Origin of the sequence: Candidatus Vondammii sp. HM_W22 (assembly GCF_022530855.2) — a bacterium.
Classification (GTDB): Bacteria; Pseudomonadota; Gammaproteobacteria; order Chromatiales; family Chromatiaceae; genus Vondammii.
On record NZ_CP099567.1, the window covers coordinates 129,638 to 153,599 of the forward strand.

General features: G+C 51.1%; 29 protein-coding genes and 8 pseudogenes. 8 read left to right on the forward strand and 29 right to left on the reverse strand.

Annotated features, from left to right (window positions below):
* Positions 1 to 47: 47 nt before the first annotated feature.
* Both MN084_RS00595 and MN084_RS00600 read left to right on the forward strand, forming a co-directional pair.
* The gene (locus MN084_RS00595; protein WP_330178253.1) at positions 48 to 239 is read left to right on the forward strand and encodes a transposase; all 192 of its coding nucleotides are present in this window, start codon (positions 48 to 50) and stop codon (positions 237 to 239) included.
* Between the two features lie 75 nt (positions 240 to 314).
* A pseudogene (locus MN084_RS00600) lies at positions 315 to 587 on the forward strand (transposase); the annotation flags it as partial.
* 24 nt (positions 588 to 611) lie between these two features.
* Here MN084_RS00600 and MN084_RS00605 read toward each other — a convergent pair.
* A pseudogene (locus MN084_RS00605) lies at positions 612 to 1,934 on the reverse strand (IS5 family transposase).
* A 299-nt stretch (positions 1,935 to 2,233) separates the two neighbouring features.
* Here MN084_RS00605 and MN084_RS00610 point away from each other — a divergent pair.
* Entirely contained in the window at positions 2,234 to 2,419 is a 186-nt protein-coding gene (locus MN084_RS00610; RefSeq protein ID WP_330178255.1) for a transposase, read from the forward strand.
* A gap of 374 nt (positions 2,420 to 2,793) precedes the next feature.
* Here MN084_RS00610 and ubiB read toward each other — a convergent pair whose 3' ends face one another.
* From ubiB to lptM, 10 genes are all read right to left on the reverse strand, one after another.
* On the reverse strand, positions 2,794 to 4,449 hold the full coding sequence (gene ubiB / locus MN084_RS00615) for a ubiquinone biosynthesis regulatory protein kinase UbiB (protein WP_241085280.1): 1,656 nt from the start codon (positions 4,447 to 4,449) through the stop codon (positions 2,794 to 2,796).
* Entirely contained in the window at positions 4,446 to 5,081 is a 636-nt protein-coding gene (locus MN084_RS00620; protein WP_241085279.1) for a ubiquinone biosynthesis accessory factor UbiJ, read from the reverse strand. The genes ubiB and MN084_RS00620 overlap by 4 nt, the downstream gene beginning before the upstream one ends.
* A 5-nt stretch (positions 5,082 to 5,086) precedes the next feature.
* Entirely contained in the window at positions 5,087 to 5,836 is a 750-nt protein-coding gene (gene ubiE, locus MN084_RS00625) for a bifunctional demethylmenaquinone methyltransferase/2-methoxy-6-polyprenyl-1,4-benzoquinol methylase UbiE (protein ID WP_241085278.1), read from the reverse strand.
* A 311-nt stretch (positions 5,837 to 6,147) separates the two neighbouring features.
* Entirely contained in the window at positions 6,148 to 6,513 is a 366-nt protein-coding gene (locus tag MN084_RS00630; protein WP_241085277.1) for a gamma-butyrobetaine hydroxylase-like domain-containing protein, read from the reverse strand.
* Between the two features lie 75 nt (positions 6,514 to 6,588).
* On the reverse strand, positions 6,589 to 7,929 hold the full coding sequence (hslU, locus tag MN084_RS00635) for an ATP-dependent protease ATPase subunit HslU (RefSeq protein ID WP_241085276.1): 1,341 nt from the start codon (positions 7,927 to 7,929) through the stop codon (positions 6,589 to 6,591).
* 45 nt (positions 7,930 to 7,974) lie between these two features.
* Positions 7,975 to 8,514 carry an ATP-dependent protease subunit HslV gene (gene hslV, locus MN084_RS00640; RefSeq protein WP_241085275.1) on the reverse strand — a complete coding sequence of 180 codons (540 nt, stop codon included), beginning with the start codon at positions 8,512 to 8,514 and terminating at the stop codon, positions 7,975 to 7,977.
* A 578-nt stretch (positions 8,515 to 9,092) separates the two neighbouring features.
* Positions 9,093 to 10,010 (reverse strand): tyrosine recombinase XerC, encoded by a 918-nt coding sequence (gene xerC / locus MN084_RS00645; protein ID WP_241085274.1) that lies wholly within the window; start codon positions 10,008 to 10,010, stop codon positions 9,093 to 9,095.
* The gene (locus MN084_RS00650) at positions 10,010 to 10,690 is read right to left on the reverse strand and encodes a DUF484 family protein (protein ID WP_241085273.1); all 681 of its coding nucleotides are present in this window, start codon (positions 10,688 to 10,690) and stop codon (positions 10,010 to 10,012) included. Before MN084_RS00650 ends, xerC begins: the two co-directional genes overlap by 1 nt.
* On the reverse strand, positions 10,687 to 11,517 hold the full coding sequence (gene dapF / locus MN084_RS00655; protein WP_241085272.1) for a diaminopimelate epimerase: 831 nt from the start codon (positions 11,515 to 11,517) through the stop codon (positions 10,687 to 10,689). The genes MN084_RS00650 and dapF overlap by 4 nt, the downstream gene beginning before the upstream one ends.
* Before the next feature lie 30 nt (positions 11,518 to 11,547).
* Positions 11,548 to 11,694, reverse strand: coding sequence for an LPS translocon maturation chaperone LptM (lptM, locus tag MN084_RS00660; protein ID WP_241085271.1), 147 nt, complete (start codon positions 11,692 to 11,694; stop codon positions 11,548 to 11,550).
* Positions 11,695 to 12,229: 535 nt separating this feature from the next.
* Here lptM and MN084_RS00665 point away from each other — a divergent pair.
* Complete coding sequence (locus tag MN084_RS00665) at positions 12,230 to 12,367, forward strand: hypothetical protein (RefSeq protein WP_241085270.1); 138 nt, start codon at positions 12,230 to 12,232, stop codon at positions 12,365 to 12,367.
* Positions 12,368 to 12,594: 227 nt separating this feature from the next.
* Here the strand turns inward: MN084_RS00665 and MN084_RS00670 are convergent, their stop codons facing one another.
* Entirely contained in the window at positions 12,595 to 12,756 is a 162-nt protein-coding gene (locus MN084_RS00670; protein ID WP_241085269.1) for a class I adenylate cyclase, read from the reverse strand.
* A 208-nt stretch (positions 12,757 to 12,964) separates the two neighbouring features.
* On the opposite strand from MN084_RS00670, the gene MN084_RS00675 reads away from it, so the two are divergent.
* Complete coding sequence (locus tag MN084_RS00675; protein WP_241085268.1) at positions 12,965 to 13,120, forward strand: hypothetical protein; 156 nt, start codon at positions 12,965 to 12,967, stop codon at positions 13,118 to 13,120.
* Positions 13,121 to 13,204: 84 nt separating this feature from the next.
* On the opposite strand, the gene MN084_RS19020 is transcribed toward MN084_RS00675, so the two are convergent.
* From MN084_RS19020 to MN084_RS00700, 6 genes and pseudogenes are all read right to left on the reverse strand, one after another.
* Positions 13,205 to 13,342 carry a hypothetical protein gene (locus MN084_RS19020; RefSeq protein ID WP_445083929.1) on the reverse strand — a complete coding sequence of 46 codons (138 nt, stop codon included), beginning with the start codon at positions 13,340 to 13,342 and terminating at the stop codon, positions 13,205 to 13,207.
* On the reverse strand, positions 13,287 to 13,736 hold the full coding sequence (locus MN084_RS00680) for a transposase (protein WP_330178256.1): 450 nt from the start codon (positions 13,734 to 13,736) through the stop codon (positions 13,287 to 13,289). Before MN084_RS00680 ends, MN084_RS19020 begins: the two co-directional genes overlap by 56 nt.
* Before the next feature lie 1,229 nt (positions 13,737 to 14,965).
* Positions 14,966 to 15,322: a nucleotide pyrophosphohydrolase gene (locus tag MN084_RS00685; RefSeq protein WP_241085265.1), complete on the reverse strand. Its 357-nt coding sequence runs from the start codon at positions 15,320 to 15,322 to the stop codon at positions 14,966 to 14,968.
* Positions 15,319 to 15,726 carry an HIT domain-containing protein gene (locus tag MN084_RS00690; RefSeq protein WP_241085264.1) on the reverse strand — a complete coding sequence of 136 codons (408 nt, stop codon included), beginning with the start codon at positions 15,724 to 15,726 and terminating at the stop codon, positions 15,319 to 15,321. Before MN084_RS00690 ends, MN084_RS00685 begins: the two co-directional genes overlap by 4 nt.
* 9 nt (positions 15,727 to 15,735) lie before the next feature.
* Positions 15,736 to 15,834 (reverse strand): annotated as a pseudogene (locus MN084_RS00695) (enoyl-CoA hydratase); the annotation flags it as partial.
* A gap of 37 nt (positions 15,835 to 15,871) precedes the next feature.
* Positions 15,872 to 17,107: pseudogene (locus MN084_RS00700) on the reverse strand (IS256 family transposase).
* 104 nt (positions 17,108 to 17,211) lie between these two features.
* Here MN084_RS00700 and MN084_RS00705 point away from each other — a divergent pair.
* Positions 17,212 to 17,478: pseudogene (locus tag MN084_RS00705) on the forward strand (integrase core domain-containing protein); the annotation flags it as partial.
* A 197-nt stretch (positions 17,479 to 17,675) separates the two neighbouring features.
* Here the strand turns inward: MN084_RS00705 and MN084_RS00710 are convergent.
* The 3 genes and pseudogenes from MN084_RS00710 to MN084_RS19025 all read right to left on the reverse strand — a co-directional run.
* The gene (locus tag MN084_RS00710; RefSeq protein ID WP_241085263.1) at positions 17,676 to 17,861 is read right to left on the reverse strand and encodes a transposase; all 186 of its coding nucleotides are present in this window, start codon (positions 17,859 to 17,861) and stop codon (positions 17,676 to 17,678) included.
* Positions 17,791 to 18,096, reverse strand: a complete 306-nt coding sequence (locus tag MN084_RS00715; RefSeq protein ID WP_241085262.1) for a helix-turn-helix domain-containing protein — start codon at positions 18,094 to 18,096, stop codon at positions 17,791 to 17,793. Before MN084_RS00715 ends, MN084_RS00710 begins: the two co-directional genes overlap by 71 nt.
* Before the next feature lie 24 nt (positions 18,097 to 18,120).
* Positions 18,121 to 18,216, reverse strand: a pseudogene (locus tag MN084_RS19025) (hypothetical protein); the annotation flags it as partial.
* A 258-nt stretch (positions 18,217 to 18,474) separates the two neighbouring features.
* Between MN084_RS19025 and MN084_RS00720 the strand changes: the two are divergent.
* Positions 18,475 to 19,038: a DUF2799 domain-containing protein gene (locus tag MN084_RS00720; RefSeq protein ID WP_241085261.1), complete on the forward strand. Its 564-nt coding sequence runs from the start codon at positions 18,475 to 18,477 to the stop codon at positions 19,036 to 19,038.
* Positions 19,039 to 19,128: 90 nt separating this feature from the next.
* The gene (locus MN084_RS00725) at positions 19,129 to 19,902 is read left to right on the forward strand and encodes a hypothetical protein (protein WP_241085260.1); all 774 of its coding nucleotides are present in this window, start codon (positions 19,129 to 19,131) and stop codon (positions 19,900 to 19,902) included.
* Positions 19,903 to 19,934: 32 nt separating this feature from the next.
* Here the strand turns inward: MN084_RS00725 and MN084_RS00730 are convergent, their stop codons facing one another.
* The 8 genes and pseudogenes from MN084_RS00730 to MN084_RS00765 form a co-directional block, all read right to left on the reverse strand.
* On the reverse strand, positions 19,935 to 20,060 hold the full coding sequence (locus MN084_RS00730) for a hypothetical protein (protein ID WP_330178257.1): 126 nt from the start codon (positions 20,058 to 20,060) through the stop codon (positions 19,935 to 19,937).
* Between the two features lie 5 nt (positions 20,061 to 20,065).
* A complete protein-coding gene (locus tag MN084_RS00735) occupies positions 20,066 to 20,686 on the reverse strand; it encodes a PhnD/SsuA/transferrin family substrate-binding protein (RefSeq protein ID WP_320416341.1) in 621 nt (206 codons plus the stop codon).
* Between the two features lie 17 nt (positions 20,687 to 20,703).
* Positions 20,704 to 21,176 (reverse strand): annotated as a pseudogene (locus MN084_RS00740) (PAS domain-containing protein).
* Positions 21,177 to 21,241: 65 nt separating this feature from the next.
* Positions 21,242 to 21,604: a roadblock/LC7 domain-containing protein gene (locus MN084_RS00745; protein WP_241085259.1), complete on the reverse strand. Its 363-nt coding sequence runs from the start codon at positions 21,602 to 21,604 to the stop codon at positions 21,242 to 21,244.
* 31 nt (positions 21,605 to 21,635) lie between these two features.
* Complete coding sequence (locus MN084_RS00750) at positions 21,636 to 21,830, reverse strand: hypothetical protein (RefSeq protein WP_241085258.1); 195 nt, start codon at positions 21,828 to 21,830, stop codon at positions 21,636 to 21,638.
* A complete protein-coding gene (locus MN084_RS00755) occupies positions 21,830 to 22,318 on the reverse strand; it encodes a roadblock/LC7 domain-containing protein (RefSeq protein WP_330178258.1) in 489 nt (162 codons plus the stop codon). Before MN084_RS00755 ends, MN084_RS00750 begins: the two co-directional genes overlap by 1 nt.
* Positions 22,318 to 22,859 (reverse strand): annotated as a pseudogene (locus MN084_RS00760) (GTP-binding protein). Before MN084_RS00760 ends, MN084_RS00755 begins: the two are co-directional and overlap by 1 nt.
* A 313-nt stretch (positions 22,860 to 23,172) precedes the next feature.
* Entirely contained in the window at positions 23,173 to 23,922 is a 750-nt protein-coding gene (locus MN084_RS00765) for a hypothetical protein (RefSeq protein ID WP_241085256.1), read from the reverse strand.
* Positions 23,923 to 23,962: the final 40 nt, after the last annotated feature.

Here is a 23,962-nt window from a genome sequence, read left to right on the forward strand (position 1 = left end):
CAATCAAGAAAGTGGCGGGAACAATCAAGGATCATCTGTGAGGAATATTGAACGCTGTTGTTTTGGAAGTAAGTAATGGTCCGGCAGAAGGCCTCAACAGCCGAATCAAGATGATCAAGGTGCATAGCAGAGGTTTCCGCAACAAGGAGCGGTTTGCCAATGTAATCTACTTCCACCTTGGAGGGCTGATTTTTTATCCTGAGGGAGTGGCTGAGCGATACTTACCCGCTCGATTGTGAGAGGAGCCGAGACTGTCCTAAATGCTGTGTAACTGCCTATCATTAAACCCAAACAAGGGTGAGGACAGGCAGATGATCGACAAGAAAGAGCTCCAGGCGGCCGCTAAAAACATCAAAACTGAAGAAGATCTCAACGAGTTTCGGCAAATGCTAACCAGGATCACGGTCGAGGTAGCACTCAATGCTGAACTGGCTGATCATCTTGGCTTTGCCAAGCATCAACAATCCGAAGCGAGTAATAGCCGCAACGGCACTACCAGCAAGACCTTGCAAACGGAAGATGGCCAGTTTGAACTGGATACCCCGCGAGATAGAGCGGGCAGCTTTGAACCTCAGCTAATTAGTCGATCCTGAAATATTCATTCCAGGCACTTAATAATACTGTTGTTTCTGTTTTGCAAACAGGAACAACAGTATGGACATGATATTTTTCAGCACAAAAAGAACCTCCCTCATCCATTTTCTGAAGTTGAAGGCAGCCGCTGCCATAAGCAAGTTAATCTGATCCCCGGCAAAGCCTTTAAGAAAGTTCCTTTTTAGCCTGTGGTCACTCTTTAAGTGACCAATCACAGGCTCAATGCCAGCTCGTCTTCTGAAACGTTTTCTGGCTAATGCCATGGCTTCTCCTGAGGTATTCTTCCTAGCAGGCTTTGGCGTTACTATCTGGGTGTCATTAACCTTTGATTTGCCCCGGTAACCTCGATCAGCAATACCCACTTTGGGTACTCGATTGATGAGACGTTTCACCTGTACCAAGACCTCAGGTACGGTGTGACCATCAAATACATTCTTCTCAAAAGCCAGGGCACCAATCACAATGCCCGCGTCCCTTGTGGTGGTGATTGATGCCTTGGTGCCAAACTCATAACGCTGCTGGGCCTTGCCTTTGCTCATACAGTAAACATGAGGTTCATGTAGGCTGTACAACTTGTTTTTATCAGCACGCTTCTGATTCAGCATGCGCTGGCACAGGGCGAACTTTTCTGCATAGAATTTCTGTTGTTCTCCGGTCATCTTACGCTGTATTTCATGCAGTAATCGGCCGCTGATGGTCTTTAATCGCTTGACGGCCTTACGTGCCTTTTTACGATTCCTCGGATGTGTGGCAAATCGGGTGGGGAGCTTGAGAATTTTTACTTCCTTCTCATGGCTTCGACTGAGCACGATACCTTCTGCTCGGGCCATCTTGAGTAACTGCCCGTGTATCTTTCGGTACTGCTTTGCATCAGTTGGAAAGGTAATGTTTTTCTCTTGTACGGTAGTGTCGATACACATTTTATCTTCGATCGCCTTTTCTTGATGTAAGGCGATAGAGGTAGCCAGGACCTTTTCAAAACCTTCTTTGCCAATACGCTTTCTGAAGTAAGTCAGGTCGGAGGGGTCACAAGGAAGTTGCCATTGGAATTCGATCTCACCCGTAAAACTCGGGTAGTAGGGATTTTGTATCCAGCGTTGAATCAGAACCTCGTCACTGAGGTCTTCCAGATGCTTGAGTATCGAGAGGCCCTCCATTAGGCGGATGGGTTTTGAGGGCTTTCCAAGATGAGAATAAAGCGGGGCAAATTCAGCATCAAAATATGACCAGTCTATCTGTCTGGCCAGTAGCAAAAGTGGATGCTTGGGGTTCAGCTAATCCAGTAAGTTCTGGTGCAGGAAACTTTGCTGGTTGGGATTGTCTGTCTTGGGTTTGCTCAATTATCCACCTCTATTTCGTCCAGTTTTTCTCTGCTTTTACCCCTTTCCCGGACGTTTATTTTATCAAATTTAGATGCTTATTTTATATAAATCATTGCGTTATGAATATTTCAGGGTCAACTATGTAGCCAAATTTTTTTGATCATCAAGACGATCTTGAACTCCTTGGGCAACAGGGAGAATCGCTGCCAAGACTGGAAAGGACCGTAGATTGGAAGGCTTTTCGGGTATTGTTTGGCTCAGTTTATAAAAACAGTGACCCCAGTAAAGGTGAGTGTCCACCTTACGATGCGGTACTGATGTTCAAGGCATTTCTCCTACAGCATTTGTCCAATCTGTCCGATGATCAAACAGAGTTCCAAATACGGGGTCGCTATAGTTTTTGTCATTTTCTTGTGCTGAGCCGGGAGGGTACCCGATACCAAAACGGTTTTGGGCCTCTTTGGGGATGCCGGAAGCCATCAACAACCCACGCAAGCAGCTGATATGCCGTGGATTCTAGCCATGCTGCCCCAATCCATCGTGGCTGCCGATTACGTGGCGTACATACCGCCTGTCAAGAATAATTTGACTCAATATTAGCTCTTGCGAACCGTTCCATCATAAATAGCTTATTGGTCCTGTTTGCCGTGTAGTTATAAATAATTCAAGGGCGATTAGATAGCTCTATCATCAAGCCAACGTGGATGCCCCCCATGGTAATTTTGTATTGATGTTGCAACTATGTAATGCCTCTCTGAGGGAGAGGGGCGTGACGTTATTGCAACAAAATCCAATGTAAAATGTGATTATACGGGTACTCTGAATTCTGAGATAATAACCATAAAACATGAAGAGGAGTGGATGCATGTAAAACTGTTCAGCTTTTCAACAGGGCTTGAGCCAGCATCAGTCCACCTATGCCCCCCAATCCCAGGCCAACGGTAGTGACAATGGATGCAGGGAGAAGAATGCTTGGCCCGAGGGTCAACAGCAGGGCACCTGAAATCAGCATAGAGGCACCGCTGATAGCGGTTACTGTATTTTGCCGACCCACTTTCAAATCTTCCCACAGTTGCTTCAGGTCATCGGATTTCCAGTTAATCTCCAGCCGTCCATCGGCGGCATCACTCAGTACCTTGTGTGCCAGTAGCGGTATATCCGCCGCATATTCGGTCATCTGAGGCAGGTTCTTTTTCAGCTTCCGGGCAAGGGCTTTGGGGCCCACCTGCTCTTTCATCCAGTGCTCTATGTAGGGCTTGGCGGTGGACCAGAGGTCGAGTTCAGGATAGAGCTGGCGGCCCAGGCCTTCAATGTAGAGCAGTGTTTTCTGCAGCAGTACCAGCTGAGGTTGCACCTCCATGTCGAAGCGGCGGGCGGTCTGAAACAGATTGAGCAGGAAGTGGCCGAAAGAGATCTCGCTCAGAGGCTTGTTGAAAATCGGCTCGCAGACCGAACGGATAGCTGACTCGAACTCTTCAATCCGGGTTCCTTTTGGGACCCAGCCCGATTCCACATGCAGCTCTGCCACCCGGTAATAGTCGCGGTTGAAGAAGGCAAGCAGGTTCTCCGCCAGATAGCGTTGGTCATCGGTTGAGAGGGAGCCGACAATACCAAAATCCACGGCGATATAGCGGCCGCTGGGTTCAACAAAAATATTTCCTGGGTGCATATCCGCATGGAAAAAATTGTCTCGGAATACCTGGGTAAAGAAGATTTCAACACCTTGCTCGCCCAGCTGTTTCATGTTGATGCCCTGGGCCTTGAGGGCTGCGATGTTACCCACCGGCGTACCGTGGATTCGCTCCATCACCAAGACATTTTTCCGAGTGTAGTCCCAGTAGATCTCTGGCACGAACAGAATGTCGCTGCCTTCCCAGTTACGGCGCAATTGAGCGGCGTTGGCCGCTTCCCGTTGCATGTCGAGCTCGTCAAAAATAGTCTTTTCGTAGTCTTCTACAATATCCAGAGGCCGCAGTCGCTTGCCCTCTTTCCAGTAGTGGCTGGCCAGCCCGGCGATGAGGTAGAGCAGGCTGACATCCCGGCTGATCACTTTTTCAATACCGGGCCTCAGGACTTTTACAATGACTTCTTTGCCTGTTTTTAGCCGCGCGGTATGGACTTGCGCAATAGAGGCGGAGGCAAGAGGTGTTTCGTCGAACTCATCCAGCAGTTCCTCAATCGGGTGGCCAAAGGCCTGTTCTATGATTTTTCGTGCTTCAGTGCCCGGGAAAGGAGGCACGGCATCCTGCAGCAGGGCCAACTCATCTGCAATATCATCCGGCAGCAGGTCGCGGCGGGTTGAGAGTATCTGGCCGAATTTGACAAAGATGGGGCCAAGATCCTCCAGTGCCCGACGCATGCGCACCGGATAGGCAGGCAGTTTGTTGCGCCTTAGCCAGTACCAGGGCGAGAGGTAGAGGATAAAACGAAACGGCCGGAACAGATGGGTGACAAGGATCACCTCATCTAGTCCATGGCGCAGCAGAACCCAGTTGATATGCAGTAGGCGAAGCGCTTCCGTAGGTCGGATCACTTGGACTCCCCTTGTTTGTTTTCGTGGGCCATTCTCTTCAGACGGTCTGTTCGGGCCTGGAGTCGTTCCCCATCATCCCGCAGTGTATCGACATCGTTCATGAATGCCTCGATCTCCAGCTTGACGGGGAGCAGGCGCAGCTCTTCATGTAGATATTCCTGGACATCTAGTCCTAAGGTATCCATGCTCCGGCGGCCCCAATGGCCGGTACTGCGGAATAGTTTTCCCACTTCATGGGCGACGATATCGCCGGTGTAGTGTGACAGCAGCTCCTCCCAGTCGCCCTCCATTCCACCGATGATCTTGCCAAACTGGTGTGCCAGTTCGGTGTCACCGCTGATCTCGACAGTGCCGGAAAAAAGCTGCTCAGAGTTTGCCTGCAGGTTGCCCATGTGCGCCAGTGCTATTGGGGTTCCACGCAAACGACAGTCGGGTGTGCCCTCATACTCGCTGAGAATCTGCAGACCTCCGGGTCCCGGAATGAGATAGAGTGCCAGTCCCAGACCGACGACATCAAAGGCAATAACCTGACCATGCAGCTGCAACAGCTGTTCCGCCGCAGCCTGGTCGAGCGCGATATAGCGGTTGAAGGCCTCTTCCAGGCCGGCAATAGCGATTGCTGAAATACTCATTTCGGTTAGAATTTGAAGCCGCGGTGCACGGCAACAATGCCACCGGTGAGATTGTGAAAGTCACAGCGCTCTAGTCCGGCCTGCTCCATCATCTCTTTCAGCGTCTCCTGGTCAGGGTGCATGCGAATCGATTCGGCAAGGTAGCGGTAGCTTTCGGCATCCTTGGTCACTATTTTGCCGATCAGCGGCAGCAGCTTGAATGAGTAGATATCGTAGGCGACTTTCAATGGGGCGCCCTTTGGGTGAGAGAACTCCAGGACAAGTGCTCGGCCGCCAGGCTTGAGTACACGCTGCATTTCGTTCAGAGCCTGTTGTTTGTCGGTGACGTTGCGCAGGCCGAAAGCGATGGTAATACCGTCGAAGCTGTTATTGGGAAACGGGATATTCTCCGCATTGACCTGGGTATAGGCTACATTTCCCACCAAGCCTTCGTCTGTCATGCGCATCCGCCCCTGTTCCAGCATGGCGGCGTTGATATCGGTCATTACCACCAAGCCTTCGGGGCCGACCAGGCTGGCGAAATGGGTGGCAAGATCACCGGTACCCGATGCCAGATCAAGAATAGCCTGACCTCTGCGGATGTCTGCCAGTTCAACTGCAAAACGCTTCCAGAGGCGGTGAATGCCAAATGACATCAAGTCGTTCATCAGGTCATAACGGGTGGCTACCGAGTCAAATACTTCACGTACCCGTTCGACTTTCTTTCCGGTCTCCACTGTTTCATAGCCGAAGTGTGTGGTGCCTTTATCCGTCATGGCGAAACCCTACTATTGAATTATTCGATTGCAGAGGGGGAGAGTACCGCAGAGAGCGCAGAGTTTTAATAGCTGGGGGTTAAAAAAGATGCGAAAAGAACAACGCCAATCTGTTCTCAGGGGTACTCTGAGTGGGCATATGGTGATTGGCAGCCAGGAGATGATCCTGTTTTCTCGTTAAGTTTCGGCTCACAACTCACGCTTTTTATCTGCATCCATGTAGGTAAAGGCCAAGAATACTGTTTTATAACAATAAATAACAGCGTTGCGAGCTTAGCGTCTTAGCGAGCGCTATTGTTCCTGGACGGGTGTTAGTTGGACTCCTTATGCTTATGGCCAGCCGCTTCCAGCTTGGCTAGGTACTCCTTCCAGTTCTCTTTGCGCCTTGCTCCGAGCTGATAGAGGGTGTCCCAGGAGTAAATGCCGGTATTATGCCCATCATCGAAATGCAGGCAGACGGCATAGTTGCCTACCGGGTCGATCTGATCGACGTTGACATCCTCTTTGCCTATTTGCAGCGTCCCCTGGCCCGGGCCATGCCCCTGCACCTCAGCGGAAGGGGAGAAGACCCTCAGGTATTCACATGGCAGGTTGAAGTTGGCGCCATCGGCAAAAGAGATCTCCAGTACACGGGACTGGCGATGCAAGTTCAGTTCGGTCGGGGCGTGTTGAGACATGTTCTAACTCCTAAAAGTTGTATTTATCCGTCTGGTTCACAGCGTGCTGACAGCAAATATTGAGAACCCGCCAGGTTAGAGGATAAACCGGCTAAGGTCTTCGTTAGCGGCCAGTTCAGAGAGATTGTTGTCAACATACTCAGCATTAATGGTCACCGTGGAGCCGGGGACCTCGGTAGCGGTGTAAGAGATACTCTCGAGCAGTCTCTCCATGACCGTATGCAGTCGGCGAGCACCGATATTTTCGGTGTGTTCGTTGACCTGCCAAGCGATTTCGGCAATACGCACAATCCCATCATCGGTGAACTGCAGATTAACATCCTCCGTCTTCATCAGTGCTTTGTACTGATCGGTCAGGGATGCGTTGGGCTCAGTCAGAATGCGCACGAAATCCTCACTGCTCAAGGCATCCAGTTCAACGCGGATAGGTAGCCTGCCCTGGAGTTCGGGAATCAGGTCAGAAGGCTTGGCCAGATGGAATGCGCCAGAGGCGATGAACAGGATATGGTCGGTTTTAACCATTCCCTGTTTGGTCGAGACGGTGCAGCCTTCAACCAGTGGTAGCAGATCACGCTGGACCCCTTCACGCGATACATCGGGGCCGCCATACTCGCCGCGGTTGGCCACCTTGTCCAGCTCATCCAGGAACACGATACCGTTTTGTTCCACCATTTCGAGGGCGTGCAATTTTAGGTCTTCGTCATTGATGCGCCTTGCCGCCTCTTCGTCCTGGAGTAGCTTCAAGGCGTCTTTGATCGGCAGTTTTCGCTTACGTGTGCGATTGTTGCCCATGTTCTGAAACAGCCCCTGGAGTTGATTGGTCATCTCCTCCATCCCCGGCGGTGCCATGATCTCAACACCCAGCGTGGCATTGGAGATCTCTATCTCTATCTCCTTCTCATCCATCTCTCCATTGCGGATTTTTTGAAGAAGTTTCTCACGGGTGGAAGAGTCATCCCGGACCGGGGTATTGCTGTCAGACTCCCAGCTGTCGGCGTTGGGCCGGGGTAACAGCACATCCAGCACCCGCTCTTCGGCGGCTTCAGCCGCCTTGGGCTGGATTTCCCCCAGTGCCTGCTCGCGTACCATTTTCATGGCAGAGTCAGCAAGATCACGAATGATCGACTCAACATCGCGGCCAACATAGCCAACTTCGGTAAACTTAGTCGCTTCGATCTTGATGAAAGGGGCATTGGCCAGCTTTGCCAGGCGACGGGCGATTTCAGTCTTTCCGACACCGGTTGGGCCGATCATCAGGATGTTTTTCGGTGTTATCTCATCGCGCAGCTCACCGGAGACCTGGGCGCGACGCCAGCGGTTGCGCAGAGCGATGGCCACCGAACGTTTGGCGGCAGCCTGGCCGATAATATGTTTGTCCAGTTCGCGAACGATCTCTTGGGGGGTAATTTCAGACATAGCAGGCGGCGCACACGTCTAGGAGCCTATTCCCGGATAGGCTCTTTAGGTGTCCAGTTCCTCGATGGTCAGATTATGATTGGTGTAGACACAGATGTCAGCGGCGATACCGAGGCCTTTCTCGACAATCGACCGGGCATCCAGTTCTGTATTCTGTAACAGGGCGCGGGCGGCAGCTTGGGCAAAAGGCCCGCCGGAACCGATCGCCATTAGGCTCTCCTCCGGCTCAATCACATCGCCAGTGCCGGTAATGATCAGCGAGGCGGTTTTGTCTGCCACTACCAGCAGTGCTTCCAGCCGCCGCAGCGAACGGTCTGTGCGCCAATCCTTGGCCAGCTCGACGGCGGAACGGGTAAGGTGCCCGTGGTGTTTCTCCAGCTTGCCTTCAAATCGCTCGAACAGCGTGAAGGCATCTGCAGTGGCACCGGCAAAACCGGCCAGCACCTGTTTTTTGTACAGCCGGCGTACTTTACGGGCATTGCCTTTCATCACGGTGTTACCCATGGAGACTTGGCCGTCGCCACCGATCACCACCTTGCCGTTACGCCGGACAGAGAGAATTGTCGTGCCCCTGAGTGGCTCCATGCTTGTGACTCCTCAGCTATTTGTAAACTGCGCATTCTAACTGAGTCTAGATGGGGGGCTAAGCCGGAATTTCAAGTAGCCTGAGGTGTTTCGGTTTTCGGAAGCTGCGCGGCGGAGAGTAAGCAAAGCGACAAGATTTACTTCTGTTTTTCCTTGACAAGTGCATTTTCTAACTTATATATTATGAGGTAATTGCAGTGGGAACACTCTCATTTTTTGCTTTAGCCGCTGTTGCGATAGATAAATAACAATATTAATCAATCTGTTAATTGTATCTTTAGAGTCAGCCTGAAATACCTAAAACAATAAAACACAGCCAAGCGGTAGGAAAGGGAATTTCCACATTTGAGTGAGACAACCCGTCTGTTTGGATATGTTTGTACTTCATGCGTTGTTGCCGGAATTGTGGTTCTCAGCGTTATTACCGGCGTTAACCCTGATCTGGGCGATGTTGATGTAATCCTGCGGTGATTGAGCGACAGGGACGTTGCAAGCCTTCTGGTATCACGCCGGGTATGATAGCTATGTCCAAGAGCACCATGTTGCATGGTGTAACAGTACTCCGGTCCGGTTTCGATCTATTTCGTTTTTTTCTTTTTTGCTCTGGGATGGGCGTTGTCGTAGACCAGTGCTAAGTGCTGGAAGTCTAGATGGGTGTAGATCTGGGTGGTGCTGATATCGGCATGGCCCAGTAGCTCCTGCACGGCACGAAGATCGCCAGATGACTCCAGCAGATGACTGGCGAACGAATGCCGCAGCATGTGGGGGTGGATATTGCGATTAGCCCCCTGTTTCACTGCCCACCGTTTGAGGCGCTGCTCTATGGTTCTCGGGTGGATTCGTGAGCCTCGTTTGCTGACAAAAAGAGCAGACTCGGCCGCCTGGGCCAGCAGGTGGCGTACTTTTTCCCAGGCTTCCAGGGCCTCCAGAGCCTTCCTTCCCACCGGCACCTTCCGAGATTTATTGCTCTTTCCGGTTACCACCAGGGTGGCATCTTCCCGATCGATATCACCCAGATTGATCGAGACCAGTTCACTCAGCCGCAAACCGGATGAATAGAAAAGCTCAATCATAGCGAGATCACGTATCTCCAGAGGGTCATCTGATGATGCCGTCTCCAGCAATGCACTGATCTGATCGGCATCCAGTGTCGGTGGTAGCTTTCGGGTCGTTTTGGGGGCACGGATGCCTTGTGCGGGACTATTATCAGCTTCGCCTTCACGCAGCAGATAGTTGAAAAAGCTGCGCAGAGAGGAGAGTTCCCTCTGCAGACTTTTTCCTGAGATGCCACTGCGGTGGCGCTGTGAGACGTAGGCGCGTATCTGGTGAGGTGTCAGGTGGCTCCAGCTGCGCAGCTTTTGCTCTGCAGACCAATTCTGAATACGTTGAAGATCACGGCTATAGTTGCTGAGGGTATTGGACGAGAGCTGACGCTCGTATCGCAGATGATCAAGAAAGCGACCGATCCATTCAATAAGTGCCTCCTCGGCTTGCATCAGAATCCGGGTTCCGAAATCACCTCCAGGGTTTTACTGACGATTTCACCCAGGCGAGTCAGGTAGTCTGTGCCCATGCCCGGATGGAAGCGGTGTTCACTGTGGCTGCCGATGGCGAGTATTCCCAGCAGTCCCTCGCCCAGGATCGGAATCAAGGCTGTGGATTGGATATCCTCTGCCTGGAGGCCGAACAGATAGGTTAATTGTTGTTTGGTGAGGCGCCCACACTCGGGTGTGCCCCGGTCGAGAAAATCGCTGAAGCCATCCAGGTCGGGATTGCTCTCCTGGTCTGCCTCTCCGGCAGAGAACAGGTGTAACTCCACGGCTTCCGCCTGAAAATCATCATGAAGTTTGTCCTGAAGGGTGTTGAGTACCTCGTCAAACTCAATGTTATCGATCAGGGTTAGAGTGAGATCATGGAGTCTGTCGTTGAGCAGCTCATTCTCCCGCGCGACCGCAATAAACTCTTCAAGCCGTTGCTTGTAGCCGTTGGACTGTTCTCGCAATGAAGCGACTTGGCGCTCTATCAGCGAGACAGCGCCGCCGCTTTGATGGGCCAGCTCTAGTCTCTCCAGCAATGTTGAGTGATGTTTAAAAAAGTCAGGGTGAGACTCCAGGTACTGGATCACGATCTGTTCAGGGTCTTGGGCCGTGATGGCTGCTTCGGAATGGGCGTTCATAATTCTATAGTTCCTTCAAAGACACGAACGGTGGGACCGCTCATCCAAACGGGCTCACTGTTGCCTCCCCACTCTACCACAAGATTACCTCCTGGCAGTGATACCTCGACCCGTGGTCCGAGCAAGCTCTGGAGCTGGCCCGCCACAACGGCGGCACAGGCACCGGTACCACAGGCCAGTGTTTCACCTGTTCCCCGCTCAAAGACCCGCAGCCGGATCTGTTCCCGGGAGCAGATTTCCATAAATCCTACATTAACCCGCCGGGGAAATCGTGGATGACGTTCAAGCAGTGGGCCAAGCTGCTCCACCGGGGCTGTGTCCACATTCTCAACCTGTAACACGGCATGGGGATTTCCCATTGATATCGCTGCGATGGTGAGCCTTTCTCCCGCGACTTTAATGGGATAGGTGATGGCTTTTGTCTCAGCGTCAAAGGGGATCTGCCCCGGTTCCAGGGAGGGAGAGCCCATATTAACCCTGACCATCCCCTTTTTCTGGACACGAAGCTGGATCTCTCCAGAGCGGGTGCCGACATTTATTATCTTTTTGTCGGTGAGTCCCCGGTCACGCACAAAGTTGGCGAAGCAGCGAGCACCGTTGCCACACTGTTCCACTTCGGAGCCATCGGCGTTGAAGATGCGGTAATGGAAATCCGTTGAGGCTGTCCGCGGGGCTTCTACCAGCAAGATCTGGTCGCAACCTATACCGAAGTGGCGGTCAGCGATAAACCGGCACTGCTCGTCGGTGAGCTGTATCGCCTGATCAATGGCGTTGATCATTACAAAATCATTGCCTAGGCCGTGCATCTTAGTGAATTTGGCCATCATAGTTAGATAGTGGAGAGCATAAATAGATTTTTATTGCTTCTTTTTTCCGTCTTCTTCTGTTTCGATACTGGAGTCAGGCAGGTAAAGATCGCCTTTCTGGCCACATGCCGAGAGTATGCTGCCAGAGCCCAGAAGCAGAATAATGAGCCAAAGAAGATAACGGGGAGAGGGGTGCATCGTGATTGCTCCAGATTGAAGTTGGCTAATCTGTGCAGTCTACCCCCAACAGAGGTCATTCATCTACATCGTTTCAAAATGGCCTCTGCCAGATGAAGCAATCATGATCACGATATGATGGCTGCCGGTAGAGGGGTATCGCTCAGGGTTGCGCGGTCTATGGTTACTGTTCGGTAATGGGTTTGGGGTTCCGCCAGCACTTCGAGCAGCCCATCCCATGACTCAACAGGGAAGAATGAGAAGTGCTCTTCCTGTTGCTGTATCAGGTAATGCTTGTCATCAGCCTGCAGAAGAATAGAGGCTGTCAGGACCTACCCCATTTGTTGAGAAATTGTGGCTGACATCATTAAACAGCTGTTCTACACGTTTTGTTGCACTGCCTTCCCGCACTGAAGAGAGAGAGTGAGCGGTGACAGGGGGAGCGGGCTCTGCTTCAGGGGCCTGTTGCGTAAGGCGGAGAAAATGGCAAAGGCTGTCGAGCAGTCCGTAGGTACCCCAGGCGCAATATTAGTTCGCCCGAACTGGTGGTAATCAGTTGTTCAACACTCTCGACCAGGGAGGTATGGGCAGATGCGAAGCTCAGAGGGTCGCTGCGGTCACTGGCCAGCTGTTTGCCGAGCTTCGCCAGATGGGGCATGGGATCTATGCCGGTATTGATAAACAGAGCACATAAGATCGCATAAGGTGGTGCCGCCAGCTGTTCCATGAGGACGTCCATCTCATCAGGCGGGACATAATGATTTCGCAGGACATTAAGCGGCGCCTGGAGCTCGTCTCTGACGATGGTCGTTTGGCCCAACAACTTATTGTGTTGGCACTAGGTGAGCATTTCAGTCAGGTCTCGAGCGGGCTAGTGACCAGTGCCGTCTCCTCATCATCCACTTCGTTCAGAAAAAGAAACTAGGCGTGGCTATCGTCCCGGGCGTGGGTATAGTGCAGTGAGAGCCGAATCTCGACCAGATTATTTGCAATCCCGGGATTGATGCTGTCTATTTTTCCGGGGCGTTTTTCCAGTACGGCATAGAGTTTTCTCCCCAGGATTGATGATTTTGCTATCTGCATAATCTCTGAAAAAATTCGGTCAGCAGACAGTAGCTGTGAGTTAGCTCTCGTACCAGAATGTTGCGCTCTTCTATCACCCGATCGATTTTCCAGAACGATCTGGATTCGAGCTGCTCTTTCAAATGAGCCATGGCCTCTGCAGCCTGCTTCATCAACAGGCGGGCATCGTTGCCCTTTTGCCATTAAACCCGAGGGATTTATCAGAGGATTGTTCCGGCAGGCTCTCTTCGAGGAAGCTCTCTCTTACTTTGTCGATCAGCTTAAAGCCATCGTCGCTGTTGGTTTCGGACAGAATGATGGCCGATTGGCTGTGGCCCCAGCGGGCGATGACATCGATCCAGCGCAGACACGGTCACGCAGGTAGTGGCTGGCGGTGAGTATCAGCCAGTTCCATCAGGGCCAGACTCAGGGGATTCTGGTTAGTGTCGGCTGCGGGTGATTTGGGCGTTCAAGAAGCAGAATCGGCCCAGACATTGCCATTACTGTTGTTCTCATCCTGCCGTTCCTCGAAGACCTGACTATCGTGAACTTTAGCTGATGTGATGGCGTACTTGCGAATGACCCTGTGCTTCCGGTCTATGCTGATGTGGTTTTTGTACCCATAGTGGGTTTTGCCATGCTTCATGGTTCCAGTGGGCTTCAACATTCTTCTGGCGGCGTTTGTTATCACTCCATATCTCAGTGCTATCCCCGGCTTTGATCTGCCTATTTTCTTCTCGCGTATTATGTTGCCTGGGTACTGGAACGATAGCGGCATCTACAATCTGTCCCTTGCGAACACTGAAGCCTGCTGCATCAATCTGGATCAACAGCTCTGAAAAGAGTTTGTCAGCAAGGCCCGGTTCTTTCAGGCGTTCACGATATACCCAAACTATTTTAGCATCGGGTATCTTACCTTCCGAGCTCAGCCCAAGAAAATGACAAAAGCTATAGCGAGCCCGTATTTGGAGCTTTGTTTGATCATCGGACAGATTGAACATCAGTACCGCATCGTAAGGTGGGCGCCCACCTTTACTGGGACCACTGTTTTTATAAATTGAGCCCAGCAACGCCCGAAAAACCTCCTAGTCTACGGTCCTTTCCAGCTTTGGCAGCGGGTCTCACAGTTGCTCAAGGAGCTCAAGTCGGTCTTGATGATCAAAAAAACTTGGCTGCATGGTTTTTATCAATGGTTAGTTGAATTTGTTACTATTATCGCTAATTTTGGAGGGCTTTTAGAGGCTCTCTAAAGCAATGAGCTTGCGTGAATTAGAGGACGTCAATGTGGACACCACCGTTCAAGAGAAGACCATCACCTTTACAACAGATGCAAAGCTCTACCGTAAAATGCGTGACCTATTGGTGTCTGCGGCTCAAAAGAGAGGCATCAAATGACGCCAGAGCCATATCAAGGTAGGAAAGAACGCCTTGATCATGCAAGGACGATATTCTCATGCTCAGCAGATAAAGCGTTCAGCGAGGCAGACTGGAAAACTCAAAACGTACTTGGGCCGAGTGATGAGAGACATTGGGCGTAAGACACTGTATAGAGATGGTGAACTCACGGCGTTACTTGCACGCGCTAACCATTTACTTGGCACCACAACGACAAGACAAAAATAAGCTTTACAGCGTGCATGCAGCAGAAGAGGAATGCATTGCCAAAGGTAAAAAGTGCACAGGTGTTACGTGTTTGGCAATAAGCCCTCATTTGTGAACGGATCCAAAGTCAGATGGTTAGTTGGCGCATGGCGTTTGACGGGTAATCCTTATGATGTGCATACACTCTTGGCGGCCACTTGAACAAGCGGAGAGTTTGAGCAGCCGAAAACTCAAGAATGCATATTGTGCATCAGGACTACTCTGGGCACCGCGTAGGCGATGAAATTGACGTTAAGCTCTGTGGCGGGCTCCCTAAGATGGCGACTCGGTCAACCCGAAAGTGGATGAAGTGCCGAACCGCTATCGAGCCGGTTATTGGGCACCTTAAATCAGACAATAGGCTAAATCGAAACTACCTTAAAGCTGAATATGGTAATGAAGCTGATGTGGTTTTGGCAGCAGCAGGATATAATTTAGCCGAGTTGTTAGCTTGGTTTTATTGTGCTTGGACAAGGTTAGCGGGAAATCGTATGATTATTCCGGACAATGGGCAGAGAATCAGATCTGAAAGGTTCAAGAAACCAGATTCCCGGCCTGATACTTCAGGGGCGACTAGATAGCAAAATGGCTATTCGTATTCTGAAGCGCGGCGGGCATCACCGGTCACTTTTTCCGCGGGGTAGCGCGCTTCATTGATTTCAATCTTTTTGTTAGCGGTTTCGATGAGATCAATATCCAGCCTCTCTGCGGCACGAATGAGGTAGATCAGGATATCCGCCATCTCCAGTGCGACCTCCTCTTTTTTCTCTGCCGGCAGATGCATGCTCTGCTCTTCGGTGAGCCACTGAAAGTGCTCTATCAGTTCAGCGCATTCGGCAATCAGTGCCATGGAGAGGTTCTTGGGTGAGTGAAACTGCTCCCACTCTCTGCTGCGCGCAAAGGCCAGCAGGCGTTGGTTCAGCTGTTCGAGGGAGTCTTGTTTCATGGTTGGGTGCCTTCTGGTTTCACAAGCTGTTTCATCCTCTCTTTGAGTCTGGTTGCCGCTTGGTCGGTATAGTGCTGTGCCTCACCACAGCCCCAGACTGGGCCGGGCCAGCAGGCATCATCACGGCTGCGTGCAACAACATGCCAATGCAGTTGGGGTACCAGATTGCCAAGGGCGGCGATGTTTATCTTGTCAGGGGAGCAGATCACATTCAATGCCGCTGAAACCTGACTGGACTCCCGGATAAGCTGCTGATCTTTCTCACTCAGTTGGTGAATCTCTGTCATATCCTCACGGCAGGGAACAAGGATAAACCAGGGGAAGCGGTTGTCGTCAAGCAGACGGAGTGTCAGATGACAGACAGTAAAGGTATCGGCCTTGAGTCTAGAGTGTAGTTGGTACATGACGCGGCGTTACTGATGTTTCCAGGCGGGTTTGCGCTTGGCCATGAAGGCATCAAGACCTTCACCGGCGTCATCAAACATCATGTTACCCGCCATCACATCACCGTCATGAGTTATAGTCAAATCTGGTGTTTAGCCAGTTGAATCAAGCGGTGACCTGATCGACTCTTGCTACCTCAACACCCTCGTTAAATTTGATTCCGGTTATCACCTTCGCCAGGTAATCGAAATCCCGTAATCGTCTCCACGTCTTCTCGGCACACCGGCCGAGTTTGAACATCATGTGTAGCATGCCGTCACGCGATAGGCAGCCCTTGGAACGCTTGGTTCGATGGCGGATTGTCCCGAAGGTGGATTCAATCGGATTGCTGGTCCGAATGCTCTGCCAGTGCTGCGCAGGAAATTGATAGAAAGCCATCAGTTCCTCTCGGTCTTTGTGCAGACAGATGGCAGCCTTCGGATACTTTGGCTCATACGTTTTGATAAACAGATCAAAGGCCTTTTCCGCATCGGCCTGGGTCTCCGCCTGCCAGATGTTGTGCAGTGCCTGCTTCGCTTTCGGCTGAGCTGACCTTGGCAGGCAGTTCAGCACGTTCATGGTTTTGTGCATCCAGCAGCACTGCTGGCGCGTCTCCGGATACACTTCCTCCAGCGCAGCCCAGAATCCCATGGCACCGTCACCGATCGCCAATTTTGGCGGGGTCAGTCCGCGTGACTTCAGTTTCAACAGTACCTCCCGCCAGCTCTGTGTGGACTCCCGTACACCATCCTCAATTGCCAGAAAATGCTTCTCACCACGCTCATTCACGCCGATCACCACCAGGGCACACAGCTTCGTCTGCTCTGCTCTCAATCCGTTGTAGACACCGTCTGCCCACACATACACCCAATGGCCCTTATCCAGACGCTCTTCGCACCAGCCCCGATATTCTTCTGCCCAGACGCGACACCGTGCCGGCCGACAAGCCTGTTGCATCCGGACCCACCAGCACTTTCAGGGCTTACCCATCTCTCCACTGGAAATCCCCTTCAGGTAGAGCCACGGCAGCGCCGCTTCCAGTGACTTCGTCTTGCGTATATACGGCGGCACCAGAGCTGATCGGAACGTCACCGGCTCGCCGGTCTTCGCTCGTATTTTGGGGATCTTGACCGTGACCGGCCCCAATCCTGTCTGCAGTTTACGAGCTGGCAGGTGACCATTACGCACCACACCCACCTTGCCATCCTCTGTCCGTCGCTCGACGTGCTCCGCCAACAGCTCCAGCAGCTCGGCCTTCACCGCCTAGTAGATCAACTGCTCCGCACCGCTTCTCGGCAACTCTGTCAGCGGATCGATAATCGTATCTCGAACTGCCAGCTTAACAACGTTATTCTTACTCATGGTGGCGTATCTCCAATGGTTGTTTTGATGTCTCGCAACAATAAATCAACCAGATACCCCGCTTTTTTTCAATTCCCTTCAAACAACACTTTTAGTTATAACTCGAATTTATTTCGAAGGCCATTGATCAATGGGCGTATGAGAATAAAGTAACATTAGACTTTTCGCGGCAGGGAAAGCCAACAGATAATGCGTTTATTGAGTCGTTCAATGGGAGTTTTAGGGATGTTTAAATACCCATTGGTTTTTAAGATGCGCAAGATAAAGATTGAAAGCTGGCGCCATGATTACAATACATTTCGACCCCATCATTGGAAAACTTGACGCCGGATGAATTCCGGGAGAAGCACTCTAAGGCCGGAATTTTCTAAGAATGCCCGGTAGAGTTTTTGGTAGGGGCTCAAGGCTTTCCCGTGTGGCATTGATAAAGAGACAGACCTAAATTCTGTGTAACTGCCTATCATTAAACTCAAACAAGGGAGAGGACAGGCAGTTACATAGAATTCAGGACAGGCTCTATAGAACGCTTAGCGGTATATATTTAACCTTGGCTGTTACACAGAAAACTTTACAGGCTCTTGATAAAGATTGGCCACATATCCATGGAGACACTCTTTATCGCTTCTCGCGGCCCCTCTGTCAGACCTTCGTACCATGCTTTGAGCATCGCCTTTTTGCGGTCACTACCTACGTATAGCACTGTGCCTGCATCCTGGCCTGATAAGACTGTTACATGATCTGAAGGCCGTCTCATCAACACCTATACGTGTTGGGCTGATCTCTGTTCTACGTGCCAATCCTCGCTTAACCGCTCGCTGCATAATTCCATCAATAGCATTCCAACTCAGCCCCATCAATCGGGAGACTGCCGAGATGGATGCCTCTTTCAACCAGTTGATCACCAGCGCCTCAAACATTGCAGTAAATTCATAGCCTAGCTCCGCCCAGGGGGCTGACACGGTGACCACCCCATGTTCTTTACACTTCATCCTGGGCAAATCTGCTACCAGAATAGTTTTGCATTGGTAGGTATCCAGGTGCCGCCAGCGGCGCTCGCGTGAGTCGTAGCTCGGTGAGAGATCCGCCCACAGGTTGAATCTGCCTCCTATTCAATCTGTACCGTTACCTCTCCCTCTGGCAGAGCCAACTCTACACTGCTAATCTGCCAAGGGCTTTTGATACCCAGGATCCGGGCGTATAGATCTTTATCTCTCATAGGGGGCACGTTAATCTACCCACTCAATTTAGGGGAAGAGCCGTTTTTGATTGTCCCTATACGGAAACTGATTTTCCTGCAACAATACCGGCCCAGAATTTGGTTTCCCAGCGGGACTGGCACGCCTTCAACCTCAGACAGGCCAACAAATATGAAGACATATGTCCGCAAACTACCCACCCTCGCTATTGCTTTTCTGCTCAGCGGTTGCGCTAGTCTCTCGAAGGAGGAGTGTCAACAAGGAGACTGGTATGGTATCGGCTTCAGCGATGGTGTACAGGGACGATCCCTGGCACGCTTTGATCAGCACCGCGAAGCCTGTGCCGAGCACGGTGTAAGAGTCGATATTTCAACCTACGAGACGGGTAGATACAAGGGGTTACGTCGCTTCTGCTCTGCCTCCAATGCCTATCGACATGGCGAACTTTTGCAAAGATACGATGGCATTTGTCCTGCCGAGCTGGAGCAGGACTATCTGTCAAACTATATCGCCGGGCTGGAAGGCGCCTTGCAGCAAACTGAAAACCACTATGATGAGCTGGCGAAAGAGTTTGAAGACACCGAGCGGCTTCTCATCTATCTTGAGGAGAAGATCGCCCGCAAAAAAGTGCGGAAAGATCTCAAGGAGATTGATGCCGAAATCAGTAACCTCCGAGAGCGCCGCAATATGATTTTCCGACTGCTCAAATCTGCCGAGCTCATGCAGTCTGAATGACACAATTTATGCTGAAAAAATGGTAACTCTGATTGCAGAATATTCCGATAGATCCTCAACCCGCGTCAATAGATGATGCAGGAGATTTCAATGCACGTAGATTCCGAAACTGCAACAGCCGTGGTGGTCATTCAGCAGGAAACGGGGCGTAGATTAATTGGCAAAGCCGTCAGCCAGCTGCCTCAGGTTAAGAGCGCGGCAGCTTCCCGGCGAATGGCGATTGTCGGCGGGAGCACCACGCGCCATGTGGTAAAAAGCTTGACGGGAGAAGATCCCGGACGCGATGAATTTGCTGTGGGCTGGATAAAAAATTCCCTGCTGGGAGAGACACCGGCCGATGGGCGTGGTCCGGGGGCATTCCTGTTTAATAAGGGAGAGATAAGCCGGGGCTGGCCAGGCGACCTGCTGAATGAATTTGCGGCCAATGATATCTATATCAAAGGCGCCAACGCCCTGGACTCGGATGGCAACATCGGTATCTTAATGGCCTCCCCCGTGGGCGGTACCATCGGTGCTGCAATCTCAATCGTAATGTCACGGGGGCGGGGGGCTGAGCTGATAATTCCCATCTCGCTACAGAAGTTGATTCCCTCAATTCCCGATATAGGCGGACTGCTTGGTCAGGGCCGGATAGACCGGTTTATGGGATCACCCGTAGGCTACATGCCGATTATGAAGGACTATGCAACCGTCATCAGCGAAATTGAAGCAATGAAAACCCTGTTCGATATAGATGCAGTCGCTATCGCCGCAGGCGGCCTTGACGATTGCGCAGGATCAGTATCACTGCACTTGACAGGCACGGCCGAGAATATTGAGCATGCCTGGAGCATGGTTGATGATTTTAATAAACAGGGCTCATGATTATCCCATTTCTGAACATCAGTCGCTTTTTATCATAGCTGCCAAGTCAATGTTTCCATCAGGTCGATCATAAACTCCGCCTCCTCTTCCTTGACCGGATCCCAGGATTTGAATTCAAGGCTTTTCAACACACCTGAACCCTTTGCATCTTTTCCCATTCCAACTAGGCAGCGCTGGATGTCATTGCAACGATGGGCAAGCCTTGGCCCGACCTTAAGGCATGATAGATAACGTGTATCTGGCTTCGGACCAGTGGCCGTAACCGTTTACGTGTAATACCTGAAAGCCCTTCAAAGGCATCTGCCAGAAAAAAACCTGCATCAACCTCCCCCCGGATCAGTCGTTTTGCAACCAGCGGATAGGTATCGCACAGAGTTCTGGTGGTATTCGTAGCATCCAGTTCGGCAGGCTCCAGCATAATAAAACCCATCAGGTGCACATCCGGATCATCTGCTGATGCGATTCTTAAGTCTGGCGTAAGATCTTCAATCCGTTGCGCCGGATTGTCATTACCCACAGCGATCAGTGCTTCATCACTTTTTCCCTTCGGTCGGGCGACCGCACGAAACCCTTTTTCCCTGATCAGGGCAGCGGCATCGAATGGATTTGCAAAGATCAGGTCCACCCCACCCTTATGGATAACCTTCCGCTGGCTGTCAAAACCATCGAACAGTTCCAGGTGTATATTTTCATCAATCGCCCGTTGCAGCCAAGTATTGAAGATATACCAGCCGGAGATTTTATCCGGTGTAAAATCAGGACTTACAGTGAAGAAATAGGACATAAATTTACCCCTACAAACTAAAACAGGGTTGGATAAAGCTTGGTGCATTCATCCACTTTTCGGCGGGAAGGCTTGCGCCTGACCGATGTGTAACCGGTAATCTTCCCATTGCGGATATTTGCAATCACCACCGCATGGACCCAGTAGTAGCCGCCATTTTTCTCAGATTTTTTACATAACCATGCCACTTTTTTCCCTGCTCGATGGTATCCTAGAGGTCCTTGAACGCGGCGGGCGGCATGAAGGGGTGACGTAAAATATGGTGCGGTGCTCCGATCAACTCCTCTTTCGAGTACCCGGACATTTCAACAAAGGAGTGATTGGCGTGTGTAATGATCCCTTTTGTATCCGTCCTTGAAACAATCAACTTTCCATCGGGAAACGGCTTTTCGATCTCTGTATAGAAAACATGACGGCTCGTTCCATCAAAAAAGATCAGCGTTGATTCCCGATAATCACCAGAAATATCGGCCAGTACCATATCTTGCATATCTGCTCTCCCCGGTCTGCTCTTCACCTTGGCGAAACTGAAGGTGAATCCACCTCTGACGCCTGTCAGATAACCTTGGCGACCGCTTTTGCCGCCCGTTTCACATCAAGGAAGATCAGGCCCAGTTTGGCGCTGGATTTCGCCATCACCGAGACTACGGCTTCTGAGCCGGCATGGGTCATCAGCACATACCCATTATCACCTTTTATCAGCACCTGCTGCAGTTCACCACGCGCCAACTCCTTGGCCGTTCTGTCGCCCAGAGAGAGCATAGCGGCACTCATGGCACCAACCCGGTCCTCATCCATTCCCGCCGGCAGCAGTGCGGCCATCATCAAACCATCTGTAGAGATAACACCGGAAGCTTCGATATCGGCCGAGCTACCGTTGAGATCACTTAAAATGGAGGAAAGCATATCTTCACGCATCGAGGTTTACTCCTTACGAACTATCTAAAATTCAAATCTCTGCCGTCATGTTTTGTTCAAATTCCAAAAACAGTTTAGGATCGGCATACCGTTGAGCCAATACCCAGACCATGTCCCTAAAAGCAGGTTGATTAAATTTTGGACGGCCGTTAAGTGCAAGAACAAACCGCTGTTCTCCAAAATAGAGCGGCCAGAATCCAAGCTGGCTGTTGCCTGCTGCATCCATTAACCCCCACGCCTGAAGCGGTTGGCCCAGGTTATTTTTGAGAACCCCTCATGACGCCCATAAAGAGAAGCCAAATCCGCACTCAGTGCGGATAACTCCTCGGCCGTCTCATGGGGATAGCCATGGCTGGCGAGATAAAAGCCATGGTCATCGGCCAATAGCGCCTTCCCTGTATCTGAGAGATGAGGCAGCAATTTAGGCAGTACTTTTTCAACCGTTCCAGCGGGCTGTTTTTCCGGAATTTTTCCTGCTGCCATCCAGCCCAGCTGCTGCGCACGGTGGAGTAGCTCCAACGCCTCTTCTTCAGTTTCACTGCCGCTCCAGCGCAGCAAACCCGGGAGCGTTAATGCCGGATTTTCTTCATACCGCAACAGGCTGAAAATGAGTTTTCGGGTTGGATCCAGTTTTGAACTGGAAACAGCATAAAATGCACCACTTGGCGTTGGTCTTATGTACAGGTTCTTATGCAGTACGTAATTATTCGACATTACTCAGGCAGCCCAGGATCCAATGAATAAAGAAGTGTCTGTACCAGCATGGATACATCGGCATGCCGCCTTGCATCCACTTCGAACAGCGGTAACTGACTAGAGTGGTTTTCAGCCAACTCTTGGTAATAGGCATCAAGACCGGGCTTATTTTTGATATCCATTCGGGTAACACTAATCACAACAGCCGTGCGGCTGATAAATTCTTTGAATGCTTTCAGAAAGAAGTGCAGATCACGCAACGGGTCCTTGCGGGTATTATCAACCATCAGAATCAGGCCAAGGCCGCTTTCTGTAAGTAATGGTCCCACATAAAATTAAAGCGCTCCTGCCCGGGCGTCCCATAAAGATGAACCCGTTCACCGGAACCCAGATTCATCACGCCATAATCCATCGCAACGGTCGTACTCTTTTTTCTCGTCCTGGTCATATCACTGGCTACTTCGTCTGTCATAATCACTGGGGTGTCACTGACTGCATTGATGGCCGTTGTCTTCCTTGCGCCAACCGGACCGGTAAATATAATTTTATAATTAGACATCTCTCATCACCTTGCAGCTGATTATCCAGCGCCTGTTAAATGGGCAAGAATTCGGCCAAATATCGAACGCTGTCTGATACTCCCGGCAGGCGCCACGGAAGGTACCGGAGAATGTCTTCGCTCAACACAAGCAAGATTCAATGCACAGCACGCACTGTAAAACGAAAAAACATACCGCTGACCAAGAGAGAGGGAGGAGGTTGTTGCAAACAGTGATTGAGGGGCTTTTGACCAGAATGCCGCGATACGCATAAAAGCGGGAAGCACCATCAAGCGGGTAAAATTTGGCCAATGAATCAATCGCACCGGCTGATCAAGATCGGTACCTTTCGGCACACGCCCACGAGCAGTCCAGATTGCCAGTTTCCAGTGAAATCAATTCCACTCGGGCCTCATTAACCAATGATTTTTCACTTTCGGCGAGCCGGATAATGCCATAATCTATCCCTTGGTGCATTGGCCTTACGGTGAGCGCCCGAAGCAGTCCGTCACTGATGTTGACGATGGACATCCTCGCCTCAGGCAGGATGATCAGACTCTTGGCTCCTCTTAATCTCAGTTCAACAGCACTGTTTTCTTTCCTGGCAACAGACAGGGCCTCTTCAAACTGACCCTGTATATAGTTTTTCGGCTGATAAACAAGCAGCGCTCTTGCCGCGATATTCTCAGGAGAGATATCTTTCCTACTGCCGCAACTTTCATGAGCAATACGTAATCTGTCTTCAATGGCACGTATGGCAGGACGGGTTGTCGATTGCCCATAGCGGGCGTTGTTGCACACCACGCTCTTCAGTGTAGTCTTGGTACTTGACTGATTGTCGGGAGCGTGTGGAATTAAATCTGCAGCAGTGCCAAATCCACCAGGAGAGGATACAGGCAGTCGCTTCTTTGGCTGAAAAACCGTCTCCCGTATTGCAGGCACATCAAACATCATGTGGTTCTCTCTCGCATGCACTCTGTCAGGCCCTGGATCATCAGCAACCGGAGGGGATATTTCGGTCTGAAAAAGTTCAAGTGCTCTCTGGAGTAAATCGAGCTTTATCGGTTTGTGCAGCAGTTGCACCCCATCAATCTCCAGATCACGAACCGTCGCTGCAACAATC